Source organism: Shewanella sp. ECSMB14101 (assembly GCF_000773485.1).
Taxonomy (GTDB): Bacteria; Pseudomonadota; Gammaproteobacteria; order Enterobacterales; family Shewanellaceae; genus Shewanella; species Shewanella marisflavi.
In genome coordinates this window covers 247,122-269,482 of record NZ_JSFF01000003.1, presented here as the reverse complement: position 1 = coordinate 269,482, position 22,361 = coordinate 247,122, and the positions used below count along the sequence as shown (strand labels likewise).

Annotated in this window: 22 protein-coding genes and 3 tRNA genes; 13 read left to right on the top strand and 12 right to left on the bottom strand. The window is 45.9% G+C overall.

Annotated features, from left to right (window positions below; genetic code table 11):
- The 8 genes from ccoP to ttcA all read left to right on the top strand — a co-directional run bounded on the left by ccoP (window position 1) and on the right by ttcA (window position 7,707).
- On the top strand, window positions 1–969 hold the full coding sequence (gene ccoP / locus NY07_RS04850; RefSeq protein ID WP_033538235.1) for a cytochrome-c oxidase, cbb3-type subunit III: 969 nt from the start codon (window positions 1–3) through the stop codon (window positions 967–969).
- Between the two features lie 110 nt (window positions 970–1,079).
- A complete protein-coding gene (locus NY07_RS04845; RefSeq protein ID WP_033538197.1) occupies window positions 1,080–1,559 on the top strand; it encodes a FixH family protein in 480 nt (159 codons plus the stop codon).
- A 6-nt stretch (window positions 1,560–1,565) separates the two neighbouring features.
- Window positions 1,566–3,965, top strand: a complete 2,400-nt coding sequence (locus NY07_RS04840) for a heavy metal translocating P-type ATPase (RefSeq protein ID WP_033538196.1) — start codon at window positions 1,566–1,568, stop codon at window positions 3,963–3,965.
- On the top strand, window positions 3,962–4,147 hold the full coding sequence (gene ccoS / locus NY07_RS04835; protein ID WP_033538195.1) for a cbb3-type cytochrome oxidase assembly protein CcoS: 186 nt from the start codon (window positions 3,962–3,964) through the stop codon (window positions 4,145–4,147). Before NY07_RS04840 ends, ccoS begins: the two co-directional genes overlap by 4 nt.
- Entirely contained in the window at window positions 4,144–4,836 is a 693-nt protein-coding gene (locus NY07_RS04830) for a sulfite exporter TauE/SafE family protein (protein ID WP_033538194.1), read from the top strand. Before ccoS ends, NY07_RS04830 begins: the two co-directional genes overlap by 4 nt.
- A 55-nt stretch (window positions 4,837–4,891) precedes the next feature.
- Entirely contained in the window at window positions 4,892–5,641 is a 750-nt protein-coding gene (etrA, locus tag NY07_RS04825) for an electron transport transcriptional regulator EtrA (RefSeq protein WP_033538193.1), read from the top strand.
- Window positions 5,642–5,736: 95 nt separating this feature from the next.
- Window positions 5,737–6,669, top strand: a complete 933-nt coding sequence (uspE, locus tag NY07_RS04820) for a universal stress protein UspE (protein ID WP_033538192.1) — start codon at window positions 5,737–5,739, stop codon at window positions 6,667–6,669.
- Window positions 6,670–6,753: 84 nt separating this feature from the next.
- Window positions 6,754–7,707 carry a tRNA 2-thiocytidine(32) synthetase TtcA gene (gene ttcA / locus NY07_RS04815; protein WP_033538191.1) on the top strand — a complete coding sequence of 318 codons (954 nt, stop codon included), beginning with the start codon at window positions 6,754–6,756 and terminating at the stop codon, window positions 7,705–7,707.
- A gap of 70 nt (window positions 7,708–7,777) precedes the next feature.
- Here the strand turns inward: ttcA and NY07_RS04810 are convergent, their stop codons facing one another.
- Together NY07_RS04810 and NY07_RS04805 are read right to left on the bottom strand one after the other, a co-directional pair.
- Entirely contained in the window at window positions 7,778–8,398 is a 621-nt protein-coding gene (locus NY07_RS04810; protein ID WP_033538190.1) for a DUF2987 domain-containing protein, read from the bottom strand.
- Window positions 8,376–9,203, bottom strand: a complete 828-nt coding sequence (locus NY07_RS04805) for a glucosaminidase domain-containing protein (RefSeq protein WP_033538189.1) — start codon at window positions 9,201–9,203, stop codon at window positions 8,376–8,378. Before NY07_RS04805 ends, NY07_RS04810 begins: the two co-directional genes overlap by 23 nt.
- 134 nt (window positions 9,204–9,337) lie before the next feature.
- Here NY07_RS04805 and yvcK point away from each other — a divergent pair, with 134 nt between their 5' ends.
- Window positions 9,338–10,249, top strand: coding sequence for a uridine diphosphate-N-acetylglucosamine-binding protein YvcK (gene yvcK / locus NY07_RS04800; protein ID WP_033538188.1), 912 nt, complete (start codon window positions 9,338–9,340; stop codon window positions 10,247–10,249).
- A 99-nt stretch (window positions 10,250–10,348) separates the two neighbouring features.
- On the opposite strand, the gene NY07_RS04795 is transcribed toward yvcK, so the two are convergent.
- The 5 genes from NY07_RS04795 to NY07_RS04775 all read right to left on the bottom strand — a co-directional run bounded on the left by NY07_RS04795 (window position 10,349) and on the right by NY07_RS04775 (window position 13,859).
- The gene (locus NY07_RS04795) at window positions 10,349–11,542 is read right to left on the bottom strand and encodes an amino acid aminotransferase (RefSeq protein WP_033538187.1); all 1,194 of its coding nucleotides are present in this window, start codon (window positions 11,540–11,542) and stop codon (window positions 10,349–10,351) included.
- 338 nt (window positions 11,543–11,880) lie between these two features.
- A tRNA-Leu gene (locus NY07_RS04790) sits at window positions 11,881–11,967 on the bottom strand.
- Window positions 11,968–12,006: 39 nt separating this feature from the next.
- Window positions 12,007–12,080 (bottom strand) — tRNA-Cys (locus NY07_RS04785).
- Between the two features lie 34 nt (window positions 12,081–12,114).
- A tRNA-Gly gene (locus tag NY07_RS04780) sits at window positions 12,115–12,190 on the bottom strand.
- 232 nt (window positions 12,191–12,422) lie between these two features.
- Entirely contained in the window at window positions 12,423–13,859 is a 1,437-nt protein-coding gene (locus tag NY07_RS04775; RefSeq protein WP_033538186.1) for a glyceraldehyde-3-phosphate dehydrogenase, read from the bottom strand.
- 198 nt (window positions 13,860–14,057) lie between these two features.
- Here NY07_RS04775 and NY07_RS04770 point away from each other — a divergent pair, with 198 nt between their 5' ends.
- Complete coding sequence (locus NY07_RS04770; RefSeq protein WP_052125496.1) at window positions 14,058–14,903, top strand: DUF2989 domain-containing protein; 846 nt, start codon at window positions 14,058–14,060, stop codon at window positions 14,901–14,903.
- Between the two features lie 213 nt (window positions 14,904–15,116).
- Window positions 15,117–16,127, top strand: a complete 1,011-nt coding sequence (gene gap, locus NY07_RS04765; protein WP_033538184.1) for a type I glyceraldehyde-3-phosphate dehydrogenase — start codon at window positions 15,117–15,119, stop codon at window positions 16,125–16,127.
- A gap of 57 nt (window positions 16,128–16,184) precedes the next feature.
- On the opposite strand, the gene NY07_RS19500 is transcribed toward gap, so the two are convergent.
- The 4 genes from NY07_RS19500 to NY07_RS04750 form a co-directional block, all read right to left on the bottom strand.
- Complete coding sequence (locus NY07_RS19500; RefSeq protein ID WP_161783149.1) at window positions 16,185–16,355, bottom strand: hypothetical protein; 171 nt, start codon at window positions 16,353–16,355, stop codon at window positions 16,185–16,187.
- A gap of 294 nt (window positions 16,356–16,649) precedes the next feature.
- Window positions 16,650–16,925 (bottom strand): hypothetical protein, encoded by a 276-nt coding sequence (locus NY07_RS04760; protein WP_033538183.1) that lies wholly within the window; start codon window positions 16,923–16,925, stop codon window positions 16,650–16,652.
- Between the two features lie 114 nt (window positions 16,926–17,039).
- Window positions 17,040–18,371 carry an NAD(P)/FAD-dependent oxidoreductase gene (locus tag NY07_RS04755; RefSeq protein ID WP_033538182.1) on the bottom strand — a complete coding sequence of 444 codons (1,332 nt, stop codon included), beginning with the start codon at window positions 18,369–18,371 and terminating at the stop codon, window positions 17,040–17,042.
- Between the two features lie 66 nt (window positions 18,372–18,437).
- Window positions 18,438–19,004: a GNAT family N-acetyltransferase gene (locus NY07_RS04750; protein WP_033538181.1), complete on the bottom strand. Its 567-nt coding sequence runs from the start codon at window positions 19,002–19,004 to the stop codon at window positions 18,438–18,440.
- Window positions 19,005–19,129: 125 nt separating this feature from the next.
- Here NY07_RS04750 and NY07_RS04745 point away from each other — a divergent pair, with 125 nt between their 5' ends.
- Window positions 19,130–20,188, top strand: coding sequence for a hypothetical protein (locus NY07_RS04745; protein ID WP_033538180.1), 1,059 nt, complete (start codon window positions 19,130–19,132; stop codon window positions 20,186–20,188).
- 3 nt (window positions 20,189–20,191) lie between these two features.
- Here the strand turns inward: NY07_RS04745 and NY07_RS04740 are convergent, their stop codons facing one another.
- The gene (locus NY07_RS04740; RefSeq protein ID WP_033538179.1) at window positions 20,192–20,887 is read right to left on the bottom strand and encodes an SDR family oxidoreductase; all 696 of its coding nucleotides are present in this window, start codon (window positions 20,885–20,887) and stop codon (window positions 20,192–20,194) included.
- A gap of 222 nt (window positions 20,888–21,109) precedes the next feature.
- On the opposite strand from NY07_RS04740, the gene NY07_RS04735 reads away from it, so the two are divergent.
- Window positions 21,110–22,129, top strand: coding sequence for a phosphotransferase (locus NY07_RS04735; RefSeq protein ID WP_033538178.1), 1,020 nt, complete (start codon window positions 21,110–21,112; stop codon window positions 22,127–22,129).
- The last annotated feature ends 232 nt before the right edge of the window (window positions 22,130–22,361 follow it).

Below are 22,361 nucleotides of genomic sequence, written 5' to 3'. Positions count from 1 at the left end.
ATGAGTAGCTTCTGGAGTATTTGGATTACCGTACTCACAATTGTGGTAATCGCGGGATGTTTCATCCTACTGTTTGTTGTCTCTAAAAACACTACCGGTGTTGAAGAAGGCAAATCAATGGGTCACAGCTTTGACGGTATTGAAGAGATCAATAACCCACTGCCTAAATGGTGGAGTTATATGTTCTACATCACGATCGTCTTTGGTGTGGTTTACTTAGCGCTATATCCAGGTTTGGGTAACTTTAAAGGTTTCCTTGGCTGGTCGAGCTCAAACCAAAGTATTGGTACCGAACAAGGTATCAAGGCTGACTCTGCCGCTGCCACTGAACTGGCTAAGCAAGAGAATCGTTGGGTTCAATACGATAAAGAAGTTGAGAAAGCTAACGCTAAGTACAGCCCAATTTTTGAAGCTTATTTGGCTACGCCCCTTGAAGAGCTAGTGAAAAATGAAGAAGCTCTGAAAGTAGGTGGTCGTTTGTACCTGCAAAACTGTGCACAGTGCCACGGTAGTGACGCGCGCGGTAGCAAGGGCTTCCCTAACCTGACTGACGGTGATTGGTTATATGGCGGTGATTTGGCTACCATCAAAACCACTATCATGAATGGTCGTCACGGCATGATGCCTCCGAAAGGCGGTTTACCTATCGAAGACAGCGAGCTTAAAGGTCTTGCTGAATACGTAGTGAAACTTGCCGGTCAGGAGCATGACGAAGCGCTAGCGGCCCAAGGTCAGGCGTCATTCATGAAAGGTTGTTTTGCCTGTCATGGCATGGATGGCACAGGTAACAAGTTTATGGGTGCCCCTAACCTGACGAATAACATTTGGTTATACGGTGGCAGCCGTGGCGTGATCCAAGAAAGCATCAAAAATGGGCGTTCTGGTGTGATGCCAGCCTGGAAAGATGTCTTGGGCGAAGAGAAAGTTCACGTCATCACAGCATATGTTTATAGCTTGTCAAACAAGTAATTACATTTAAGTAACACCAAGGCCTCGAGACAGATCGAGGCCTTTTTTTTAAGTGCCATAAACATCATTTAACGGTAAGATATGGCCAACAAAAATAACAGGTAGTACCCATGAAAAAACCACAAGCTTGGTATAAACAGTTTTGGCCTTGGTTTCTGATTATTTTGCCGCTTTGCGCCGTGTTTGCCAGTGTTAACCTCATGCTTCTCGCGATCGAAAATAAAGACTCTTTAGTGTCAGAAGATTATTACAAAGATGGCAAAGCCATTAATATGGATTTACGTAAGATCAAACATGCCAAGCAATTGGGGCTTCAGTTTGAATTACAACTTAGTGACGACGAGATCACCCTCACCCAGCACGGCGGCGAGCCTTATGCTGCAGCGCTTAATGTCGAGTTTTATCATCCTACCCTACAAAAGAAAGATTTCGCCCAGGTTGCAACCGCTGATGGTGCTCAGGTCTATCGCATTAAGCTGGCTAAGCCCATTACAGGCAGCTGGGAAGTCAGATTAGAAGGTTTTGATCGGTCCTGGCGCATCCAAAAACGTCTAGAGCTAAAAGATAACAATCAATATTGGTTAAACTAGCCATTCATGGACTCGTTAAACTGTTTTCACTGTGGCGAACCCGTGACCACGGGTCGCCAATTCGAAACCCTTATCGATGGCGTATTGCAGCCTATGTGTTGTCCTGGCTGCCAAGCCGTGTCAGCCGCTATCATAGACGCTGGATTAACTAACTATTACAAATATCGCACCGAGCCTGGTAGCAAGCAGACCGCCCTGGTGCCCGAAGAACTCAGTAGCTTCTCGGCATTTGATCTCGCAGAAGTTCAGCAAGATTTCGTCCATCAGGGCAACGAAAGTGCCAGCACTTCATTGACCATAGATGGTATTACCTGCGCCGCTTGCGCCTGGCTTATCGAGCACAAACTGCAACACATAAAAGGGATCAACAAGATCTCAGTTAATACCACAACAGAACGTGCTCAAGTGAGCTGGGATCCTGAGGTAATAAAACTGAGCGAGATCCTACTACAAATAAGCCAAATCGGTTATCAGGCCGCCCCATATCAGGTCGATGACCAAGAGATCCAAAGTAAGAAAAATAGCCGCAAGTTTCTGTTAAGACTGGGGCTAGCTGGATTTGCCACCATGCAGGTGATGATGTTTGCGTTGGCACTCTATTCCGATTACTTCACCGACCTTGATGTGGAGTTCAGAGACTATTTCCGCTGGGTGAGCATGATTTTCGCCGCGCCAGTGGTGTTTTACTCCGCACAGCCTTTTTATTTCAGCGCGCTTCGCTCTATGTTGTCGGGGCGTCTCAATATGGATGTATCGGTTTCTATAGCGATCTGTGGAGCCTATATTGCCAGCTGCATAGCAACCGTTTCCGGCGACGGCGAAGTTTATTTCGAATCCGTCAGCATGTTTACCTTCTTTCTATTACTTGGGCGCTATTTCGAACAAAATGCTCGCCAAAAGGCTTCCATCAGTTCCAACAACCTGCATAAACTCATTCCTCTGACAGCCAATTTGCTCGATGAACGAGGTGAGCAATCTGAAGTCCCTGCAAAACGCCTTAAGACTGGCGATATCATCATGGTAAAGCCAGGGGAAGTGATAGCAGCCGATGGTGACATTATCGAAGGTTCAAGCTGTGTCAACGAGGCCATGCTGACAGGCGAGCAGATGCCTGTGACTAAGCATTTAACCAGCCAGGTGTATGCTGGCACCATCAATGTCGACCACCCTATAAAGGTTGTGGTCACCGCGACTGGCCAGGACCAATTAGTAGCCGAAATCATTCGATTACAAGAAGCAGCGTCGAATAACAAGCCTAGAGTGGCCCTCTATGTCGATACCATTTCTAACTATTTCACCTGGACCATTTTAGTGATCGCCGCCCTCACCTATCTGGTGTGGAAACACTATTGGCCTGAAGATGCCTTTTGGGTAACGCTTTCTGTACTTGTTGCTACCTGCCCTTGTGCCTTGGCACTGGCGACGCCCACGGCGGTCACCTGCGCAACCGGGCTCTTCACGCGCTTGGGGGTTGTCGCCCGTCGTGGTGGCGTGTTCGAAAAACTGCCTAAAGTCGACCAGGTGGTATTTGATAAGACAGGCACATTAACTTGCGGCAGTCTGACCTTAAACCAGACTCACCTTTTTCATACCATGAGCCAAGCAGAGGCTCTAGCCATTAGCGCTGCCATGGAATCACAATCTATCCATCCCATCGCTAAGGCATTTGCCCCTTTTTATCGCCAAGATTGTCAGGTGAAGGAGAACCGATATATTGCCGGCTCAGGTGTTCTGGCAAAGGTTAATCAGCAGCAATATTACTTAGGTAGCGCCGCATTTATTCTTGAGCAAACCCAAATTCAAGCTGCCGACAACCTAGCAAATGTCTATCTGGCGACTCAAGATCACCTCATCGCTGGCTTTACGCTTAGTGATACCGTAAGAGACGATGCGAAGGAAACCGTAGACACGCTAAAAACGATGGGAATTGCCACCTGTATAGCCAGTGGCGATACAAGCGAGCACGTTGAGCAGGTCGCTCACGAAGTTGGCATTACTGCGCTCCATAAAGGTCTTAAGCCCCAAGATAAACTGACGCTGATTAACCAGCTAAAAGATCAAGGTAAGCGAGTGGCTATGTTTGGCGATGGTGTTAACGATGCACCAGTGTTAGCTGGCGCCAATCTCTCGATTGCCATGGGTAGCGGCACTGATATCGCCAAAAACAGTGCCGATCTAATTTTGCTCGGAGACCAGCTGTCTCGTTTTCCACAAGCGGTACGCATCGCCAAAATGACAGAGCAAATCATTAGGCAGAATCTGTTGTGGGCACTAGGATACAACCTGCTTATCATTCCTTTAGCGGTAACCGGACACGTGTTACCCTATATTGCTGCGATTGGCATGTCGGCCAGCTCATTAATTGTGGTTGCCAATAGCCTAAGACTACTAAAGGTTCGTTTATGAGTATTATCTATGTACTGATCCCCATTGCCATGCTGTTTGTGCTGGTTGCCGTAGGGATCTTTTTCTGGGCCGTAAAATCTGAACAGTTTGACGATCTTGACCGTCAAAGCGTCTCTATCTTGTTTGATGATGACATTAAACCCAAGACAAATAGCCAGCAAGACGAGCAGCAACCGCATTGATTGACTTCACCATAACCGGCGCCTTTTTAGTGGGGCTAATGGGGGCTGGCCACTGCATCGGTATGTGTGGTGGTTTAGTGGGCGCCTTCTCTCAGCAGCTTCCCAGACGAGCCTCGGATAATATTCTGCTTGGTCAGCTTAAGTTTATCCTCAGCTATAACCTTGGCCGCATCATTAGCTACACCTTAGCCGGTGCCTTAGTGGGTGGCTCAGCAAGTTTACTTTCAACTCTGTTTAGCCTGGACGCCTATTTAGTCAGCATGCGCGTATTTGCTGGTGTAATGATGATCATTACCGGTCTCTATATTGCACAAATATGGGCTGGCGTGGTGCAGATTGAACGAGTAGGCAAGTGGCTGTGGCGCTTGATAAGCCCGGTTGCGAACAAATTGCTACCTATTACTGATTTAAAACAGGCCTTCGCGGCAGGATTATTGTGGGGCTGGCTTCCGTGTGGCCTGGTTTACAGCACGTTAACCTGGGCCGTTGCGGCGAATTCCGCACAGCAAGGTGCCCTCATAATGGCCGCATTTGGTCTAGGTACCCTACCCGCCTTGGTCAGTGCAGGGGTCGCGGCGCGCTACTTCGCCCAGTTGGTTCAACAACGCAAAGTCCGCATATTTAGTGGGCTTATTCTAGTAAGCTTTGGCATACAAACTTTGTATATTGCATTTGCACAGCTAGGCTAGCTGTGACTATTAAATTAGTTTAACATAAGCCTAATTGTGAAATTCGAGAGAGATTATGACAGATAATATTAAAAGTCGTCGTTCGGCTAGTCCCGGATGCGCCATTCATTGTCATGACTGCAGCATGGGCACTTTATGTATCCCTTTCACGTTGAATAATAACGAGCTAGATCAACTTGATGAGATCATAGAACGTAAGAAGCCAATACAAAAAGGCGAGCAGATTTTTAAGTCTGGAGACTCACTGAAATCTCTCTATGCGATCCGTTCTGGCACCATAAAAAGTTATACCATCACAGAGCAAGGTGACGAGCAGATCACGGGCTTCCATCTGGCCGGTGACGTGATAGGTTTTGACGGTATCCATTCACAGACCCATCAAAGTTTTGCCCAGGCATTAGAAACTTCAATGGTTTGCGAAATTCCTTTCGATACCTTAGATGAGCTCTCAGGGACCATGCCAAAACTCAGACAGCAAATTATGCGTCTGATGAGTAATGAGATCCAAAGCGATCAAGAGATGATCTTATTACTGAGTAAGAAAAATGCCGAAGAGCGATTAGCCGCTTTCATCAGCAACCTTGCCAATCGTTTTGGTAGCAGGGGCTTCTCTCCCAAAGAGTTCCGTCTCACTATGACGCGCGGAGACATAGGTAATTACCTTGGTTTAACCGTAGAGACCATCAGCCGCCTATTAGGCCGTTTTCAAAAAGCAGAATTGATTGAGGTAAAAGGGAAGTACATTACCATAGTCGATTTTGACTCACTCAATAAGTTAGCTGGCAACAATAAGATAGGCCGCTGATTTAGTCGATTTTGAGGGCAAATTTGATCTAAAACAAAGCAATTTGCCCTATATCGACCATTATTTAAGTACCACATCAGATAAAGGAAAAATCTATGAAGGACTATCATAAAATCCTTGTTGTAGTGGATCCAACAAGCGATAAGCAATCTGCCCTCGCCAGAGCTGTCGAACTCGCCTCAAAAAACCAAGCGTCTATTACCGTATTTCTCTCCATTTTTGATTTTTCCTACGAAATGACTTCGATTCTTTCGGGTCATGAACGTGAAGCGATGCGTCAAGGTGTCATTGCGCAGCGCCGTGCTTGGCTAGATGATATTCTCGTCAATTACAAAGAAAGCGGTGTGACGATAGACAGCGAAGTGATCTGGCATAACCGCCCCTTTGAAAGCATCATCTTGCACGCTATTGCAGGCGGTTATGACCTCATCGTTAAGGGCACTCATGAACATGATAAACTCAAGTCGGTGATCTTTACGCCAACAGACTGGCATTTAATGCGTAAAGCCCCTGTCCCAGTCCTCTTGGTGAAAGAACATGACTGGCCAGTCGCGGGTAAAATTTTATGCGCGATCAACGTGGCATCTGAAGATGACGATCACCAAACCCTAAATGGCAAGATTATCGAACATGCGATAGATCTGGCGAAGAAGTTTGACGCTCAAGTTCACCTTGTCAACGGTTATCCTGGTACACCTGTAAACCTAGCAATTGAACTTCCCGATTTTGACGCCCATACCTATAGCGAAACTATTCGCATGCAGCACGAGCAACGTGTTTGCTATCTCGCCAACAATTACGGTATCTCCAGCGATTTTTGTCATATCAAAGAGGGCTTGCCTGAAGATGTGATCCCTGAACTTGCCGAGCAACTTGACGCTGAATTGGTCATTTTGGGTACTGTCGGTCGTACCGGTTTTTCAGCTGCCCTTATCGGCAATACCGCAGAGCATGTGATAGACAGCATCAACTGCGATCTGTTAGCCATCAAACCAGACGGTTATAAGTCGCCACTCGAAGCGGATTGATCCTCCGGGCTATCTTTCTTTAGCCCTGATGTTTACGCTATACTACGCGCCCAGAATTTTACGATACTAGGCGCGTTTTTTATTATGTCTGAAGAAACCCTCTCGAAAAAGCAGTTAACTCGGCTCAACAAACTTCAAAAGCGCTTGCGCCGCGAAGTCGGCAGTGCCATTGCCGATTACAACATGATAGAGGAGGGAGATACCGTCATGTGCTGTCTTTCCGGCGGAAAGGACAGCTACGCCATGCTGGATATCTTGATTAATCTTCAGCTTAGAGCGCCAATCAAGTTTAATCTCGTGGCTGTCAACCTGGATCAAAAGCAACCCGGCTTTCCCGAAGACATTTTACCGGCCTACCTAGACAGTCTGAAAGTGCCTTATCATATTCTGGAAAAGGATACCTATTCTATCGTCAAGGATAAGATCCCAGAGGGTAAGACTACCTGTTCACTATGCAGTCGTTTGCGCCGCGGCACCCTCTATGGTTTCGCACAGAAATTAGGCGCCACTAAGATAGCACTTGGTCATCATAGAGACGATATTATTGAAACCATGTTCCTCAACATGTTTTATGCAGGAAAGCTCAAGGCGATGCCGCCTAAGCTACTGTCAGACGATGGTGCCAACGTAGTGATCCGTCCCCTCGCCTACAGCCGTGAAAAGGATATTGCCGAATATGCCGAGCTAAAGGCATTTCCTATCATTCCCTGTAACCTGTGCGGTTCGCAGGAAAACCTTAAGCGCGCTGCCGTCAAAGAGATGCTTAAGAGTTGGGACAAGCAGTTCCCCGGCCGTATCGAGACTATCTTTACTGCCATGCAAAACACCAGCCCATCCCAAGGTGTGGATAGAGACCAGTTCGATTTTGTCTCTCTAAAGCAAGATCCCAACGCGCCGATGAAAGGTGATGTGGCAGAGTCTGATCTCCCTGCGTTTGACTTCCTGGATCTGGCCAACAGCGGTCATATCGATTTGGATGCAGCAAAACGCAGTAGCGACGCATTAAAAATTGACGTAGTCAGCACCTATGTTCCCTAGCAGTTGCTAAATGTAAAAAGCCCTCGTTATGAGGGCTTTTTACAATACACTGACTATTCAAACACAAGGATTACTCAGTGACCCAAGGGCTGATCACCTTAGGCACTTCGCTAAACGAGAGGCTCTCAAGTGATGCTATTGAATCGCTGGATAAACGATAATTTCCGTTTACCGTCTCTACCTTATCATCGAGCGTCACCTTGGCTTCGCCTGCAAATTCAATACTTAGCCCTGCAATATCATTGGCGAAATATTTCATTGGAAATCCCTGCATCTGCTTAAGCAGCTCATTCATCTGGGTAGCCAACTCATTCAACGCTGGTTGTGAATAGTGTTCGCTAGGCGATTTAGCCCTTATCTGCATCGCTACGCCACATCGGGTAACGTCATTTTTCATCTGTAGATTGATCAAGGCACGCTCTGACTTTAATGTCTCGTCAAAGGGAATATAGAGGCGTTGATCTGCCGAGATGGTCAAAGGATAATGACGCTTCTCGGTGGTGATCGAACCCTGCTCTATCAAGCAACCGTTCGCTTTAGGTACCGAAAATGCGATATCAATTAGCGAATAATTCCCCTTATTCATCTGCTTCATTCTTTGATAGAAGCCCTGGTATTCTAACGAAATGGGCGTTGCCTGAACAACACTGGTTGCCAATACCAAGCAACTAAACAGCAGGCCTTTCTTCATGATTTTCCACCAAAAATTGATTATTATGACGTAACATGTCAAGTAGCTCTTCGATATAGGCTTCCTGACGCTCAGAATAGTTCATTAGCCCATAAACCAACTTCTCTGCGCTAACGGGTTGATTTTGAGCGCGTAGATCGGCTCGAATGGATCTTAATAACGAATAAGCCGCGTTGGAATTAAGATTACGCATATACGATCCAACAGAATCTTCGACGCTCTTAAACACCGCTACTTCATGACTAAGCCCTTCACTACGCGATTGTGGCACCAATCCACAGCCCTTCTTAAAACACCACTGACCGAAAAAGTTCATGCCCTCTCTAGCAAAGCGACTACTCCCCCATCCTGTCTCGTTAGCCGCCTGGATCAACACCAGATCTTCGGGAAGGGTATCGACACGCTTTAATAGCTCATCCAGGGTGTTAAGAGTGGCGCTGCGCATCGAATATTGATACTTACTAGCCAACTGAAGAATACGATAATCTTCCGCCTCAGACAGTGGCTGACTGTTCTGTAGGTGCTGTCTGGATTGCAGTAAAAATTTGCGTTCGTCACTAATGACCGCATTATGATGACGAATGGCGGGTCGTAGAAAATCGAAAAAGGCCTGTTTTTTTTGCGACACATCGGAGATCGCCTGAAAATCGGGTATAGCACTATACTGACTCCGATTCTTCTGTATTGTGCCTGGTTCCTGAGAGTCATCCTGTTTTCCCTCAATCAGAAACAACTTCACTGCCAAAACAGCGAGTGCCACAATACCTAGAGATAATATCAACTTATTGATGTGACCTGTTCTCAAATTCTTCTCTCTCGACAAATACTCTTGGTCGGCATTATATGTTATCTAAGGCATGAACAAAACCGCTATACCCATGGAGGGATTGGGTTATAATGCTGAGAGATAGAATGGGGATTCAGGAAGGAACAACCCAAATGCGCGATAGTGCTATCAACCAATTTCATAATGTAGTCGCTATAGGTGGCGGCCATGGATTGGGCCGAGTTTTATCATCACTCTCTTTTCTTGGCCCTAAACTCACCGGCATAGTAGCGACTACAGATAATGGTGGTTCAACGGGACGTTTACGTGAACAACAAGAATGTATAGCTTGGGGCGATCTGCGTAATTGCCTGTCACAACTTGCTAGCCGTCCGTCACTGGGCTCACAACTGTTTGAATACCGCTTTGGTGGCAGTAGTGAGCTGGCCAATCATAACTTGGGAAATCTGGTGCTAATGGCACTTGACGATCTCTGTGTGCGTCCCTTAGATGCCGTTAATCTTATCCGTGGCCTACTCAATATCGAGACCAAGGTTATTCCAATGTCAGAGCAACCCACACACCTAGTGGCGATTCAGTCTTCTGGAACACGGATATTCGGTGAAGTTGAAGTCGACCAAAGCGGTGAAGCGCCCATAGCACTTTCACTCGAACCTATGGTGGATGCTACTCCGGAAGCCTGCGAGGCAGTCAAACATGCCGATCTGATCATCCTGGGACCAGGCAGTTTTCTCACCAGTATAATGCCACCTCTACTACTTCCTAGACTGAGCCGGTCTCTGCATGCCTCCAACGCCAAAGTTATTCTTATCGACAATCTCACCCAAGAACCGTCTGCTGCAGCAAACTTTAGCTTAGAGCAGCGCCTTACTTGGTTTAAGCAAGTGTTAGGCAATAAATCAGTGGATCATGTGCTTTGTCACGGCGATAAGTATCTCAGCAAGGGCATTACTACCTATTATCCGCTGCGCAGTCGGCACCATCAGGCACTCCACGACAGGCAAGCTCTGGCTGATGCCCTATCACTGATAGTCGAACCAGAGCGACTCGGCGCACTGGCATAAAATACCGCCCTAAATGCCAAGGTATAGGAATAGCAGTACTTAGGCATAAAAAAGCCACAATCTCATTTTGTGGCTTTTCTATTAATACAGTTGTTTAAACTAGAGCACTTTAGCTATCGCACTGCAAATGGTATCCATATTGGTCCTTGTCATACCTGCAACACTTATGCGGCCAGAACCAACGATATAAACACCAAACTCCTCTTTAAGACGTGCAACCTGATCTTTGTTTAGGCCAGAGAAGCTAAACATGCCGTTTTGCGACGAGATGAAGCTAAAGTCTTGCTGAACACCTTGTTTAGCCAGGGTTTCAACGAAAAGCACACGCATCTCGGCGATACGTTCGCGCATTTGGGTTAGCTCTTCCTCCCATAACTGGCGTAAATCTGCATCACCAAGAATAGTCGCGACAATCAAGGCACCATGGGCAGGTGGGTTTGAATAGCTACTGCGTATCGTACTCTTAATCTGGCTGAAGGCGCGCTTAGCCATCTCTTCATCTTGGCCAACCAAGGTTACTGCGCCTATACGCTCGTTATAGAGACCAAAGTTTTTCGAAAATGAGTTAGCAACCAAGAGTTCAGGTACCTTACTGGCGACAAGTCGCAGGCCCTGAGCGTCCTCTTCCACCCCTGCACCAAATCCTTGATAGGCAAAATCAAATAAAGGCACTAACCCCTTATCAACACATAGCTGGGCGATCACTTCCCATTGACTGATATTAAGGTCAATCCCTGTTGGGTTATGACAGCATCCATGCAATAACAGCAAATCACCGCTACTGGCCTGCTCAAGGCTAGTGAGCATGGCATCAAAATCGATGTCATGACGCTCGGCATCATAGTAGCCATATTGTTTTACCGAGAGCCCTGCAGATTGGAAAATATTGTTGTGGTTTGCCCACGTCGGATTACTGACCCAGATGGTACGAGCTGAGGTGTTTCTAACCACAAACTCGGCGGCGACACGAAGCGAGCCTGTTCCGCCGGGCGCCTGGGCAGTAACCGCTCTTTTTTGAAGCAAGACTTGATGATCACTACCAAATAAGAGTCCCTGTACAGCCTGATTATAGGCGCCAACACCATCGATACCCAGATAACTTTTACTGGTTTCTGTTTCGAGTAGCTTCTGCTCCGCTAATTTTACGGATTTTAATATCGGGGTTTGGCCTGATTCATCTTTATAAATACCAACACCTAAATTAACCTTATCTGCGCGAGGATCGGCCTTAAAAGCATCTGTAAGACCAAGAATGGGATCTGCGGGAGCCAGTACTACCTGGTTAAAAATCATGATGGTGTTCCTAAACGTAATCATATGAAGGGTTCCGGCTAGTTATACCATTGTCTTAAGCCCCTTCATAGCGGATATTTTTCAATATCAACATTTTTCTTAACGCCTATGGATTAATATAATATTTATAGCAAAATGCCCTATTAGTTTAGTGAATTATTAGAATATTTACCGATTTACAATACAATCGACAATATGAGATCGGCGTCACATCATAGTGTAAACTCGCGAATTAATAAGGAGAGATCTATAAGGTGCGATGTGTGAAACATTAAGAATCGAACATATTTTGGATACAAAAAAGCCTCACTAAGTGAGGCTTTTTTGTCATCAATTGATGGTACCCGAGGCCAGACTTGAACTGGCACGCTGTTACCAGCGAGGGATTTTAAATCCCTTGTGTCTACCGATTCCACCACTCGGGCATAGTGTGTTTTACCGTAAGTTAACGTTAAAACTAAAGGTGGAGGCGCGACCCGGAGTCGAACCGAGATCGACGGATTTGCAATCCGCAGCATAGCCATTCTGCCATCGCGCCTTATTTGAAGCGATTTGCGGTAAGTACGCAAATTTGGAGCGACATATCGGGTTCGAACCGATGACCTATACCTTGGCAAGGTATCGCTCTACCAACTGAGCTAATGTCGCAACTGAAACGCTTTAGACAATCAAGTGATTACTAGTGTACTTTCCCCTGACTGCGGAAAGGAATTCTACCGATTTAACAAAAAGAGTCAACGCAAATTTAAGAGATTAATGGCCTTTGTCGCATCGTTTGCTGCAATAATCACCTGAGTGTTTTTTTGTTAAGCAGATTCATTATGTTATTGATAAAAAAATACCCTGGGCTAAGCCAGGGTATTTCTATAAGCACTTAAATTTAAGCGGCTGGCAGAGACTGATAGTTAAGTCCTAACATCTTCTGCATTACACCAACGACCTGGCAGCTATAGCCAAATTCGTTGTCATACCAAACATAAAGAATAGCGCGATTACCATCAGCAATAGTCGCTTGAGAATCAACGACACCCGCATAACGAGAACCAACAAGGTCCGAAGAAACAATTTCGGTCGACTCGGTAAAATCAACCTGGTTTTGAAGTTCAGAGCTTAACGCGACATTGCGTAGGTATTCGTTGATATCGTCTTTGCTGGTTTCGCCATTAAGGTTAAGGCTAATGATCGCCATAGAAACGTTTGGCGTCGGTACGCGAATCGCATTACCGGTTAACTTACCCGCCAATACAGGAAGCGCTTTAGCCACAGCTTTAGCGGCACCAGTTTCTGTGATCACCATGTTTAGCGGTGCGCTACGACCACGACGGTCAGCCTTATGATAGTTATCAATCAGGTTCTGATCGTTGGTGTAAGAGTGGATGGTTTCCACGTGACCATTGACGATTCCGTATTTATCGTTAATCGCCTTAAGCACTGGAGTGATCGCGTTAGTCGTACAGCTTGCGGCCGAAACGATAGTATCTTCATCCAAAATATCGTTTTCGTTAACACCGTAAACGATATTCTTAATCGCACCTTTAGCCGGAGCAGTTAGCAGTACCTTAGCAGCACCCTTAGATTTCAGGTGTAAACCTAGGCCATCTTCATCTTTCCAGATACCAGTGTTATCAACCACCAACGCATCATTAATACCATAACGGGTATAGTCGACTTCATCTGGCGAGTTAGCATAGATGACCTGAATATAGGTGCCGTTTGCGATGATTGCGTTGTTCTCTTCGTCGACCTCAACTGAACCATTAAATGGACCATGTACTGAATCACGACGCAGCAGGCTGGCACGCTTTTCAAGATCGCCCTTACGACCACCGCGCAACACGATAGCGCGCAGACGCAGTTTGTTGCTAACACCTGTTCTTTCGATTAGCAGGCGCGCGAGTAGACGGCCGATACGACCAAAACCGTATAGTACGACATCGCGAGCTTCTTGGTTGTCTTCATGGTCAATTGCAGACGCTAGCTCGTGGCTCATGTAAGCTTCGATTTGGCTAGCATCTTTGTGCTCACGCCAGTAATTAACCGCTAATTTACCGATATCCACTTTACATTGCTTCACCGCAAGCTTGCTAAGCGCTTCAACGAAAGGAAAACTTTCACGTAATCTGAGTTTGTCACCCACATGACGACGTACTAAACGGTGTGACTTAATGATCTCGATAGTGGAAGCATTAAGAAGTGGCTTACCGTATAGAACGACTTCTACACCTTGGTTACGGTATAACTTACCCAGTAGAGGCTGCATTGCCTCAGCCATTTCAAAACGTTCTTGCCAACTTTGTAGGTGTTTATCAGCGGTCATTTACAGATCCTTTATCTCACTTTCTACTAGATTTATTGTAGAAATGTTTGAGTAACAAAAAGAAAAGACCAATACTCTATTATTATCGGGCGTCAATCCCGTTATTGGTCGGCGCCATTGTAATGAAAAGTCGGCTTACGATCTAGTAAGATATTTTCTCTAACTATGTAATATTATTAGATAAAATCCTGTGAGGATATGCGTTTGAGGAAAAATTTTGTAATCATTACACCATTATTGTCGATTTTAGCGATTTTTGGCCTATTTGGCTGCGATAATGGTGTTAATACCGCCACGATTTGTAAAAATAATCCTGAGCTTTGTGATGACCTGCATCGTGATAGCTGGTGCCGATACGAAAAAGCCGACTTAATTCAGAAGCGCTACGCCCTGAAAAACACCCCTCCCCCCACAGGTAAGCAGATATACCAGCACCTAATTCATCTTGAGAACTACAATAAGTGCATAGAGTTGGCAGCCGGTGTTCAACATATCTTGCATCCCGAACGCACCAACGACAGGGTGCGAGCCTTTGGTATTAGTGCCCAGAACCTGGCGCAGCTGCGAGAAAGCACTAAAGACGATCCCGATATCTATCTCTCCTATTACCACTGGCTACGTTTAAACGATCAGGCCGCGCTATCGAGAGTCATTAAAGCGCAACAAGCCGGAGCTATTGATGATTTAGACATTCTGGCCAGTCTTGCTTCCTACTATCAAAAGTCCGATCTCAATAAAGCTAAGGCGCTCTATCTTCAACTATTAGATCGCACAACACCAGAAGGTTTTAATCCTGACTGGCTGTTAGGGCTAGCCAGCATCTACCACCAGCAAAATGACTTCGAAAAAACCTATCTCTTTTCAAAAGCCAACGTATTGATGACGCGCAACACGGCGTCCAATGCCAAAATGAATGCATTGATTAACGGCGATCAACAAGTGGCCATCTTTTTAGACCAACAAGCAGAAAACCTAGTGGAACATCTGCAAAAGGGTGACTACGCTTCTAGTGATATTCGGGCACAATTGAACAGCTCGTCTTAATAAGGCAGTGGTTTCCGCCCCGGCAAAATGTTTGCCACTAGTATTTTTTTTACAGAAATGGCCCCTTTTTTTGTAGAAAACCTGATCTTTGTAAAGAAAACAGCAAAATTGTTAAGCTAACTTACCGATAAATCCCGATATTGCTTGACGATAGCTGTCAATTTGGTAATTTTACTACCAGATATTTTTATACATTTACCTGAGGGATATGAGATGACTATCCGCGTAGCAATTAACGGTTATGGCCGTATCGGTAGAAACGTACTTCGCGCGCTTTATGAAAGCGACAAGCAATACCCAATTCAAATCGTTGCCATCAACGACTTGGGTGACGCTTCTATTAATGCACACCTAACCAAGTACGATTCAGTTCATGGTCGTTTCAACGCTAAAGTTGAACATGATGATGAAGCTATCTATGTCAACGAAGACAAAATTCAAACCTTCTCAGAGCGCGACCCGGCAAAACTGCCTTGGGCTGAGCTAAATGTAGATGTGGTGTTTGAATGTACTGGTATATTCACTTCTAAAGAAGCGGTTCAACCTCACCTAAATGCTGGCGCTAAAAAAGTGATTATCTCAGCTCCAGGTAAAAACGTTGATGCGACTGTGGTTTACGGTGTTAACAACGAAGTGATCACCGCTGATATGACTGTGATCTCTAACGCCTCATGTACCACTAACTGTTTGGCCCCTTTCGCTAAGCCGTTAAATGATGCAATTGGTATCGAGTCAGGTCTGATGACCACTATCCACGCTTATACCAATGACCAACGTTTGTCAGACGTTTATCATACCGATCTACGCCGTGCTCGTGCCGCTGCTATGTCTATGATCCCAACCAAGACAGGCGCTGCCGCCGCAGTAGGATTAGTTGTACCAGAGTTGGCCGGTAAGTTTGACGGTATGGCGGTTCGTGTACCAACGGTTAACGTATCATTGGTGGATTTATCCTTCATCGCCGCTCGCGACACCAGCGTAGAAGAGATCAACGCCATCATCGAGAAGGCTGCAAGCGTTGCGCCAATGAGCGAAGTGCTGGCAGTAAACAAAGAACCTTTGGTTTCTATCGACTTTAACCACAATCCATTCTCTTCTAACTTTGACGCTACACAGACTCGTGTAAATGGCCGTCTGGTTAAAGTCATGGCGTGGTACGATAACGAATGGGGCTTCAGTAATCGTATGCTAGACAATGCCGTGGCATTGATGACAGCTAAGTAAAAAGCGACCAACTAAAAAAAGGAGCCTAAGGGCTCCTTTTTTGATCCTACCGCATTATCAAACAGTACGTGCCATAGCATCATCTAGGCTATCGACCGAATGGGTAAGATAGCCCAGCAAGATCTGACGCTCGACCTCTGTGAGTTCAGAAGAAAGCACGTAGCGGTAGAGCTCGAGTAACCTGTGCTTATAAGCTAATAAATGCTTAGTATTGACGGCAACGGGCATTAAATAGTGCTCAGCTAAGCACGACGTGACGCGCTGGCAATCACTCTTAATTAAACGCTTAATAAAAAAGGCGCGGCTATGAACTGCGTATAGGCCATCTGCCTGTACAGGTTGAATTTGACGCGGCGCAGGGTCGCATCTATTTGTAGCATTGGATTGCATAGTGAACCTCATTGAGCCTGTAAGCTAATTGGATATCACTATTATATGGAGGGTAAACTGAACAACGCCTTACGCAAACAGCCAAAGTCAGTACTATCAAGCAGAACTGTGTAGCTAAGCGGTAAAATCAGCTTAAAAACGTTTAATACGAACCACTTTCATGATTTCGAAATCAAACCCAGCTACCGTTTCTGTCTCGGGATAATAGGTCATATTAACCTTCTGTCCCTGTAAGCTACGATATTTCTTTGTACGCTTAAATTTAAAAGGTGCGTCACAGCCTTCTATGGTTACCGTATGTTGTACCCATTCATCTATTTCTCTTTGGGTATGGGATAAAATTTTTACGCCCTCTGAATGCACCAAGTTCTGATGTTTATCGAGCATCTTATCTACAACATGTTTCATAACGGATAACCTTTAACGATGAGCCTTAGCCTGATGAAAAAAACAACAGTAGAAAATTATAGAACATCACATCGGCTTTGCGTGTGAACTCGCTATCTTACCAAATTTGGTCCGCTAAAAGTACCTGTCTCTTAACCAGGCATATTGATAATAACCTCTTTGCCCTAAGCGCCTTAGGCGTGCAAAAGGAAAGGTTGGCAAGGGTGTTTGATAAAGTGGTAGCTCAGGTAAAGCTTGTCCCGCAATGCGCTGTGCAAGTCGAAATGCTGCTTGGGCCGAAAACGCGACACCGGCGCCGCAATATCCCAGGCTATAGCCATACCCTTTAGCACTAAACACATGAGGCATATCATCCATTGCGGCAGCAATCCAACCCGTCCAGTTATGGGTAATGTCGATATCTGCCAGTGAGGGAAAGCAATCACACATGGCACGCTTTAACCTTTCGCCGTAACGCGGGTCGCTAGCATCTTTACCGCTTATCGCTCCTCTGCCGCCAAACAACAATCGATTATCATCAAGCAGACGGTAGTAGTATTTGAGCCGACGGGTATCCATAGTGACCTGATGTGTCTTTAGACCTGTTTGCAGCAACTGAGCTTCACTCAAAGGAGCTGTCACTATGATATTGCTTAAAATGGGTAGGTAACGATTATCGATGGCTGAATTAAAGGTTTTCGGCGTATAGGCATTACCGGCACTAATCACTTGTTTAGCAATCAACTCTCCCTTATCTGTTACCAACCTATGATGAGTCCCCTCTTTAAGCCAAAGTTTGACACAACTCGACTCATACAGGGAGACCCCTAGCGATTGAAGCGCCTGCTTATAACCGAGACAGAGCTTTAATGGATTCACCCCAAAGCCATCTTGTAGTCGTAATGCGCCAAACGCCTGATGATTGTCCATATAATCACGTTTGAGTTCCTCTGCACTGAGAAACTGCGCGTCATCACCTAGATGCTCGGCAATAAAATCTGCAGCACCTTTTAACGTCTTATAAGCGGCGCCGTTATGGGCAATTTTAAGATAACCTTTGGGCTGACGATCGCAGGCTATTTTGTGGCTTTCAATAAGCTGTTCTACCCGCTCGACAGCTTGGGAAAATTCTCGATAGATCCCTTTAGTGGTTTCGAGCCCCCATTTTCTTGCCATCTCTCCATACCCCATACGCCCAGAGCCTTTAAGAACGAAACCGGCATTACGGCCACTGGCACCAAAACCTATCTGATTAGCTTCAAGCACAGTAGCCTGAATATTAAATTCTGTAGCGAGATAATAAGCAGTTAATAGCCCGGTATAGCCACCACCGATAATGGCCACATCTGTGTGTTCTCGGCGGGCAAGAGGTGAGAGCAACTTGGGTTTACTTACTCTAGAAGCCCAGTAGGTATCTGGCCAAGGCTGGGCATCGGGATATTGGGAAAGCAATGGATCGTATGACATAGATTTTATTCATCTGGGCAACTTGCCCTAAGCAAGATAACAGGGTTCAAACGTTACACGCTAGCCTTAAAAGGTGAGTAACATTTCGCACGCGACACAATGGCAGTCCTTGCCGCACAAAACACAAACATAGTCGGGATGATCGGGGTTGTTATTCCAGCGGTCAGGGTGTTCCTTAATTAATTGTCCTCCTGCGCTAGAAAAATACCCCACGGCAGAGTTATCCGGGCTTTGTTGCCACAGGTGACTGACTCCGGCTAATGCCCCTTGCGCCTTACAGGCTTGAATGGATCTTTCTAATAGCGCTTTACCTATACCCAATCCCCTGGCCTGCTCCGCTACCGTATTGCATTTAAAATAACAACAGCGTTCCACAGGAATACCCCATAGACCCGGTGTACACCATGGATCAATCTGCCAGTTGCCCGCGGCATAGGTCAGCCGAAACCCAACTAAATCACCATCCAGATAGGCGACAAAGTTAGCATTAAGCCCCGCCTTACAACCTTTTTGTTGGATCTCGCCAAGTAACTCTTCATCGAGATACCCATCGCCATGTACCAAGTTACCCAGTGCAATCACACTGGCAAAATCTTCAAGTTGCAACGGCCTTATTTCTACTTGGTTATTCATCCACTTACACACTCTTTTGTTTACCTAGATTTAACCTCAAGGTAACATAAAAACGTCTATATGAAGTAAGGAAGGGATTAAGCGAATATTTATTAAGCAGTCCCAGACAATCATGGAGTCACTGGGTGAACCTCGAAAATTTTAAACCGGGCCTGGAAAACAAAATAACCAGACTCGTCATGATGCCTAAATCTTTTGTACTTAGCATTAAAGCGACATGGCAACGCTTAACGCTTCCTCAACGCCTATATCTACTCGCCGCCCTGTTGCTGGCGAGTGACAGTTTGGGTTTAGTCGCCATTATTACTACCATAGCCCTTACCTTAGAGTTTTGGCCTGTTTTTGAAAGGGTATGGCACTCATTAGCGGGTAAGGCAATTTTACTGTTGTTTTACGCCATAGTGGCCAATTATGCTCTGGCCATGGCTGGCGCGATTGTTAATGAGGTGGTGGGGGTGCCCGCAACCCATTTTAACTATACCCATAACTTCGCTATCTTATTGTTACTCCCCGCATGGGTGCTGGGGATCAGCGCCGTAGGCCTGTTGTTTGCGCAGATCATTATGCCTTTATATCTCTTTATTGCGCTCCTCCTTAAACCTATAGGTATTAAGCTGTTTTCCCTTACGGCGAACAGTCACTATAGATTTACCACCCTATTAGTTAGATTTGTCCTCTCTTTTGTCTTGTTATATCACTTGATCTTGCTTATCGGAAATGTCGAGGAACAAGTGGAAACCGCGTTTAGCGACATAAAGAAAATCGAAAATACCGTTACCATGGGCACATCAAAAACGCTTTCCCAACAACCAGAACTCACTGAAGCTAGGCTAAAAGAAGAAAAGGCTGATACGCCCACCCCGTCAACGGCATCCCCTTTTATGGAAACGAATCTCGAACAGCAAAGTAATGCTGTAAAGAAAGAAGAGGATGAGCCAGAGTCACTGGCACAAGAGTATGCCAAGGTGCGACTCGCCTATCAGCAGGAGATACGTCAGCTTATTGCACAATTTGCTTATCATCTGGAAGCGGATGGTCGCTCCCGATGCGAAAAGCGGGACGAGGCCAACGTCGTCGAGCTAAATGATTACGAGATCCTTGAAGTTGTCCCTGACGAACAGGCTAAGTACCGATATCGCTTTACGGTGAGAGAATGTATTTCTGCCGCCTTTCCTCTCAAATAAAAGTTACCAGGGGATAACCTGGCCATCATAGTTGAGGAATTTGCCAGACGACTCACTGTCGAGCTTTTCGATACACTGGGTCATCTGCTCAACAGCCTCCGTGACAGTCAGCAACGCATTGGGCCCCCCCATCTCGGTTTGTACCCAACCTGGATGAAAAATGGCGCAGTAGATATCTTCTGAACTCAGATCGATCGCTAAACTTTTCACTGCGGCATTCAAGCCCGCCTTAGATGAACGATAGAGGTAACTTCCACCACTTTGATTATCCCCCATGCTTCCCATCTTAGAAGAGATAAATACCACCTTGGCATCTGTCGCCTTTTGAATCATTGGATAACAGATCTGCGTTACCATGAGAGGCGCAATAGTATTAATCGCTAACACCTTTTGCCATTCGGCGCTGTGTAACTGGCCAAACCCCTCTCCCTTCGGACCATAGTAGCCAGCGTTGTTGATTAAGATATCTATGGTGTGGTCGTTAAGGTGTTGAGGTAATGCCTTCACCGAAGCGTCATCGGTCACATCGAGTTGCAAGATATTTAAGTTGCCATAGATCTCTGCCAGCTGGATCAACGCCGAGGCCTGAGATGGCTGACGACAACAGGCGCTAACCTTATCACCTTGTGATAAATAGTGGCGCACGAAGCCAAGCCCGATCCCTCTATTCGCGCCGGTGATCACTACATGCTTTGTCATAACGCCTCCTAAACCGCTCAATTGATGCTCAAAGATTCACTAAATAGATCATAACCTAAGGCGCACGACTCTGCCCAACTGATTCATCAACCCTAGCTTACAAATAAAAAGAGAAATGCCATTGCTTTATCAGCTTTTACCTTCTCCTATTGTCTGCGACAATAACGACATCTTAATGACAGTAATTTCACTATCTGGTCTCGCACCAAAGGACAAAGATTTTTGAATATCGATCAATTTCTATGTGAAGAGTTCGATCTCGTTAGTGTTGAAAAAAGTGCCCATCTGCAGACGTTATGGAGTGGTTATGGCGAAATCGCCCGCTACCTAATGCAAACGCAGCAAGGCCCCCAGAGCGTAATCGTTAAGCATATCTCGCCGCCTTTATCTGGTAAGCATCCCTATCATTGGAACAGCAAGCTCTCACATCAGCGCAAGATGACCTCATACCAGGTTGAACTTAACTGGTATCAACAATGGGCACAGCGTTGCTTACCCGAATTGAATCTACCTCGACTGTTAGCGGCTCATCAAGACGATGCGTCGCAAGAAATATTGCTGGTTCTAAGCGATCTGGATGCCCAGGGCTTTACAGAGCGCCGCCATCATCTTGATAAAACAAGATTGTTTGCCACTATTGAGTGGCTTGCTATCTTTCATGGGCTGTTTGCCCATAGGATGCCCAAAAACAGCAACACGAAAACAGAATATACCAAGGGCTTATGGCCAATCGGTACCTATTGGCATCTTGCTACTCGCCCAGAAGAGCTTGAAGCCATGGAAAATTGTGCCCTGAAGGAAGCAGCCGGGGTGATCGACGCCAGGCTCAATGATGCGAGCTATCAAACATTGGTACATGGCGATGCTAAAGTCGCTAACTTTTGCTTTCACCCAAACCTTGATGAAATGGGTGTTATTGGGGTTGCAGCATTAGACTTTCAGTACGTGGGTGGTGGGGTTGGTGTAAAAGATCTCATCTACCTATTGGGTAGCTGCTTAGATGAACAACAACTTAGCTTACAATATCAAGCAGCCGTCACTCACTATTTTAGCTGTTTAAGCAGACAATTACGTCGCCGCCTGCCGGCACAGGAGGTTGCGGCGCTGACTAAGGAATGGCAAGAGTTGCTGCCATTAGCGTGGGCCGATTTTGAGCGTTTTCTCACAGGATGGCAGCCTCAGCACAGTAAACGTCATGGTTTTAGCGAGTCGATGACACAAAAAGCCCTACACGGGTTATAACCTAGCCTAACTTAATCGATCCCGGTATGAATCTCGCTAGCATAAGCGTGATCATTAGCGTCAAGCTGGATTCTTACCTTGTGTATCATTTAGCGGTTTCAAAGCGGCGCAATTGAGCCTAAATCAAGCTACAATCTTATTAAGAGAGTGCTCGATATACGCAAACGGGTGAGTACCCAAATGTGCTAAGTAATTTAGCCAATAACGCGGCATCACACTCTCTTTCTTTCGA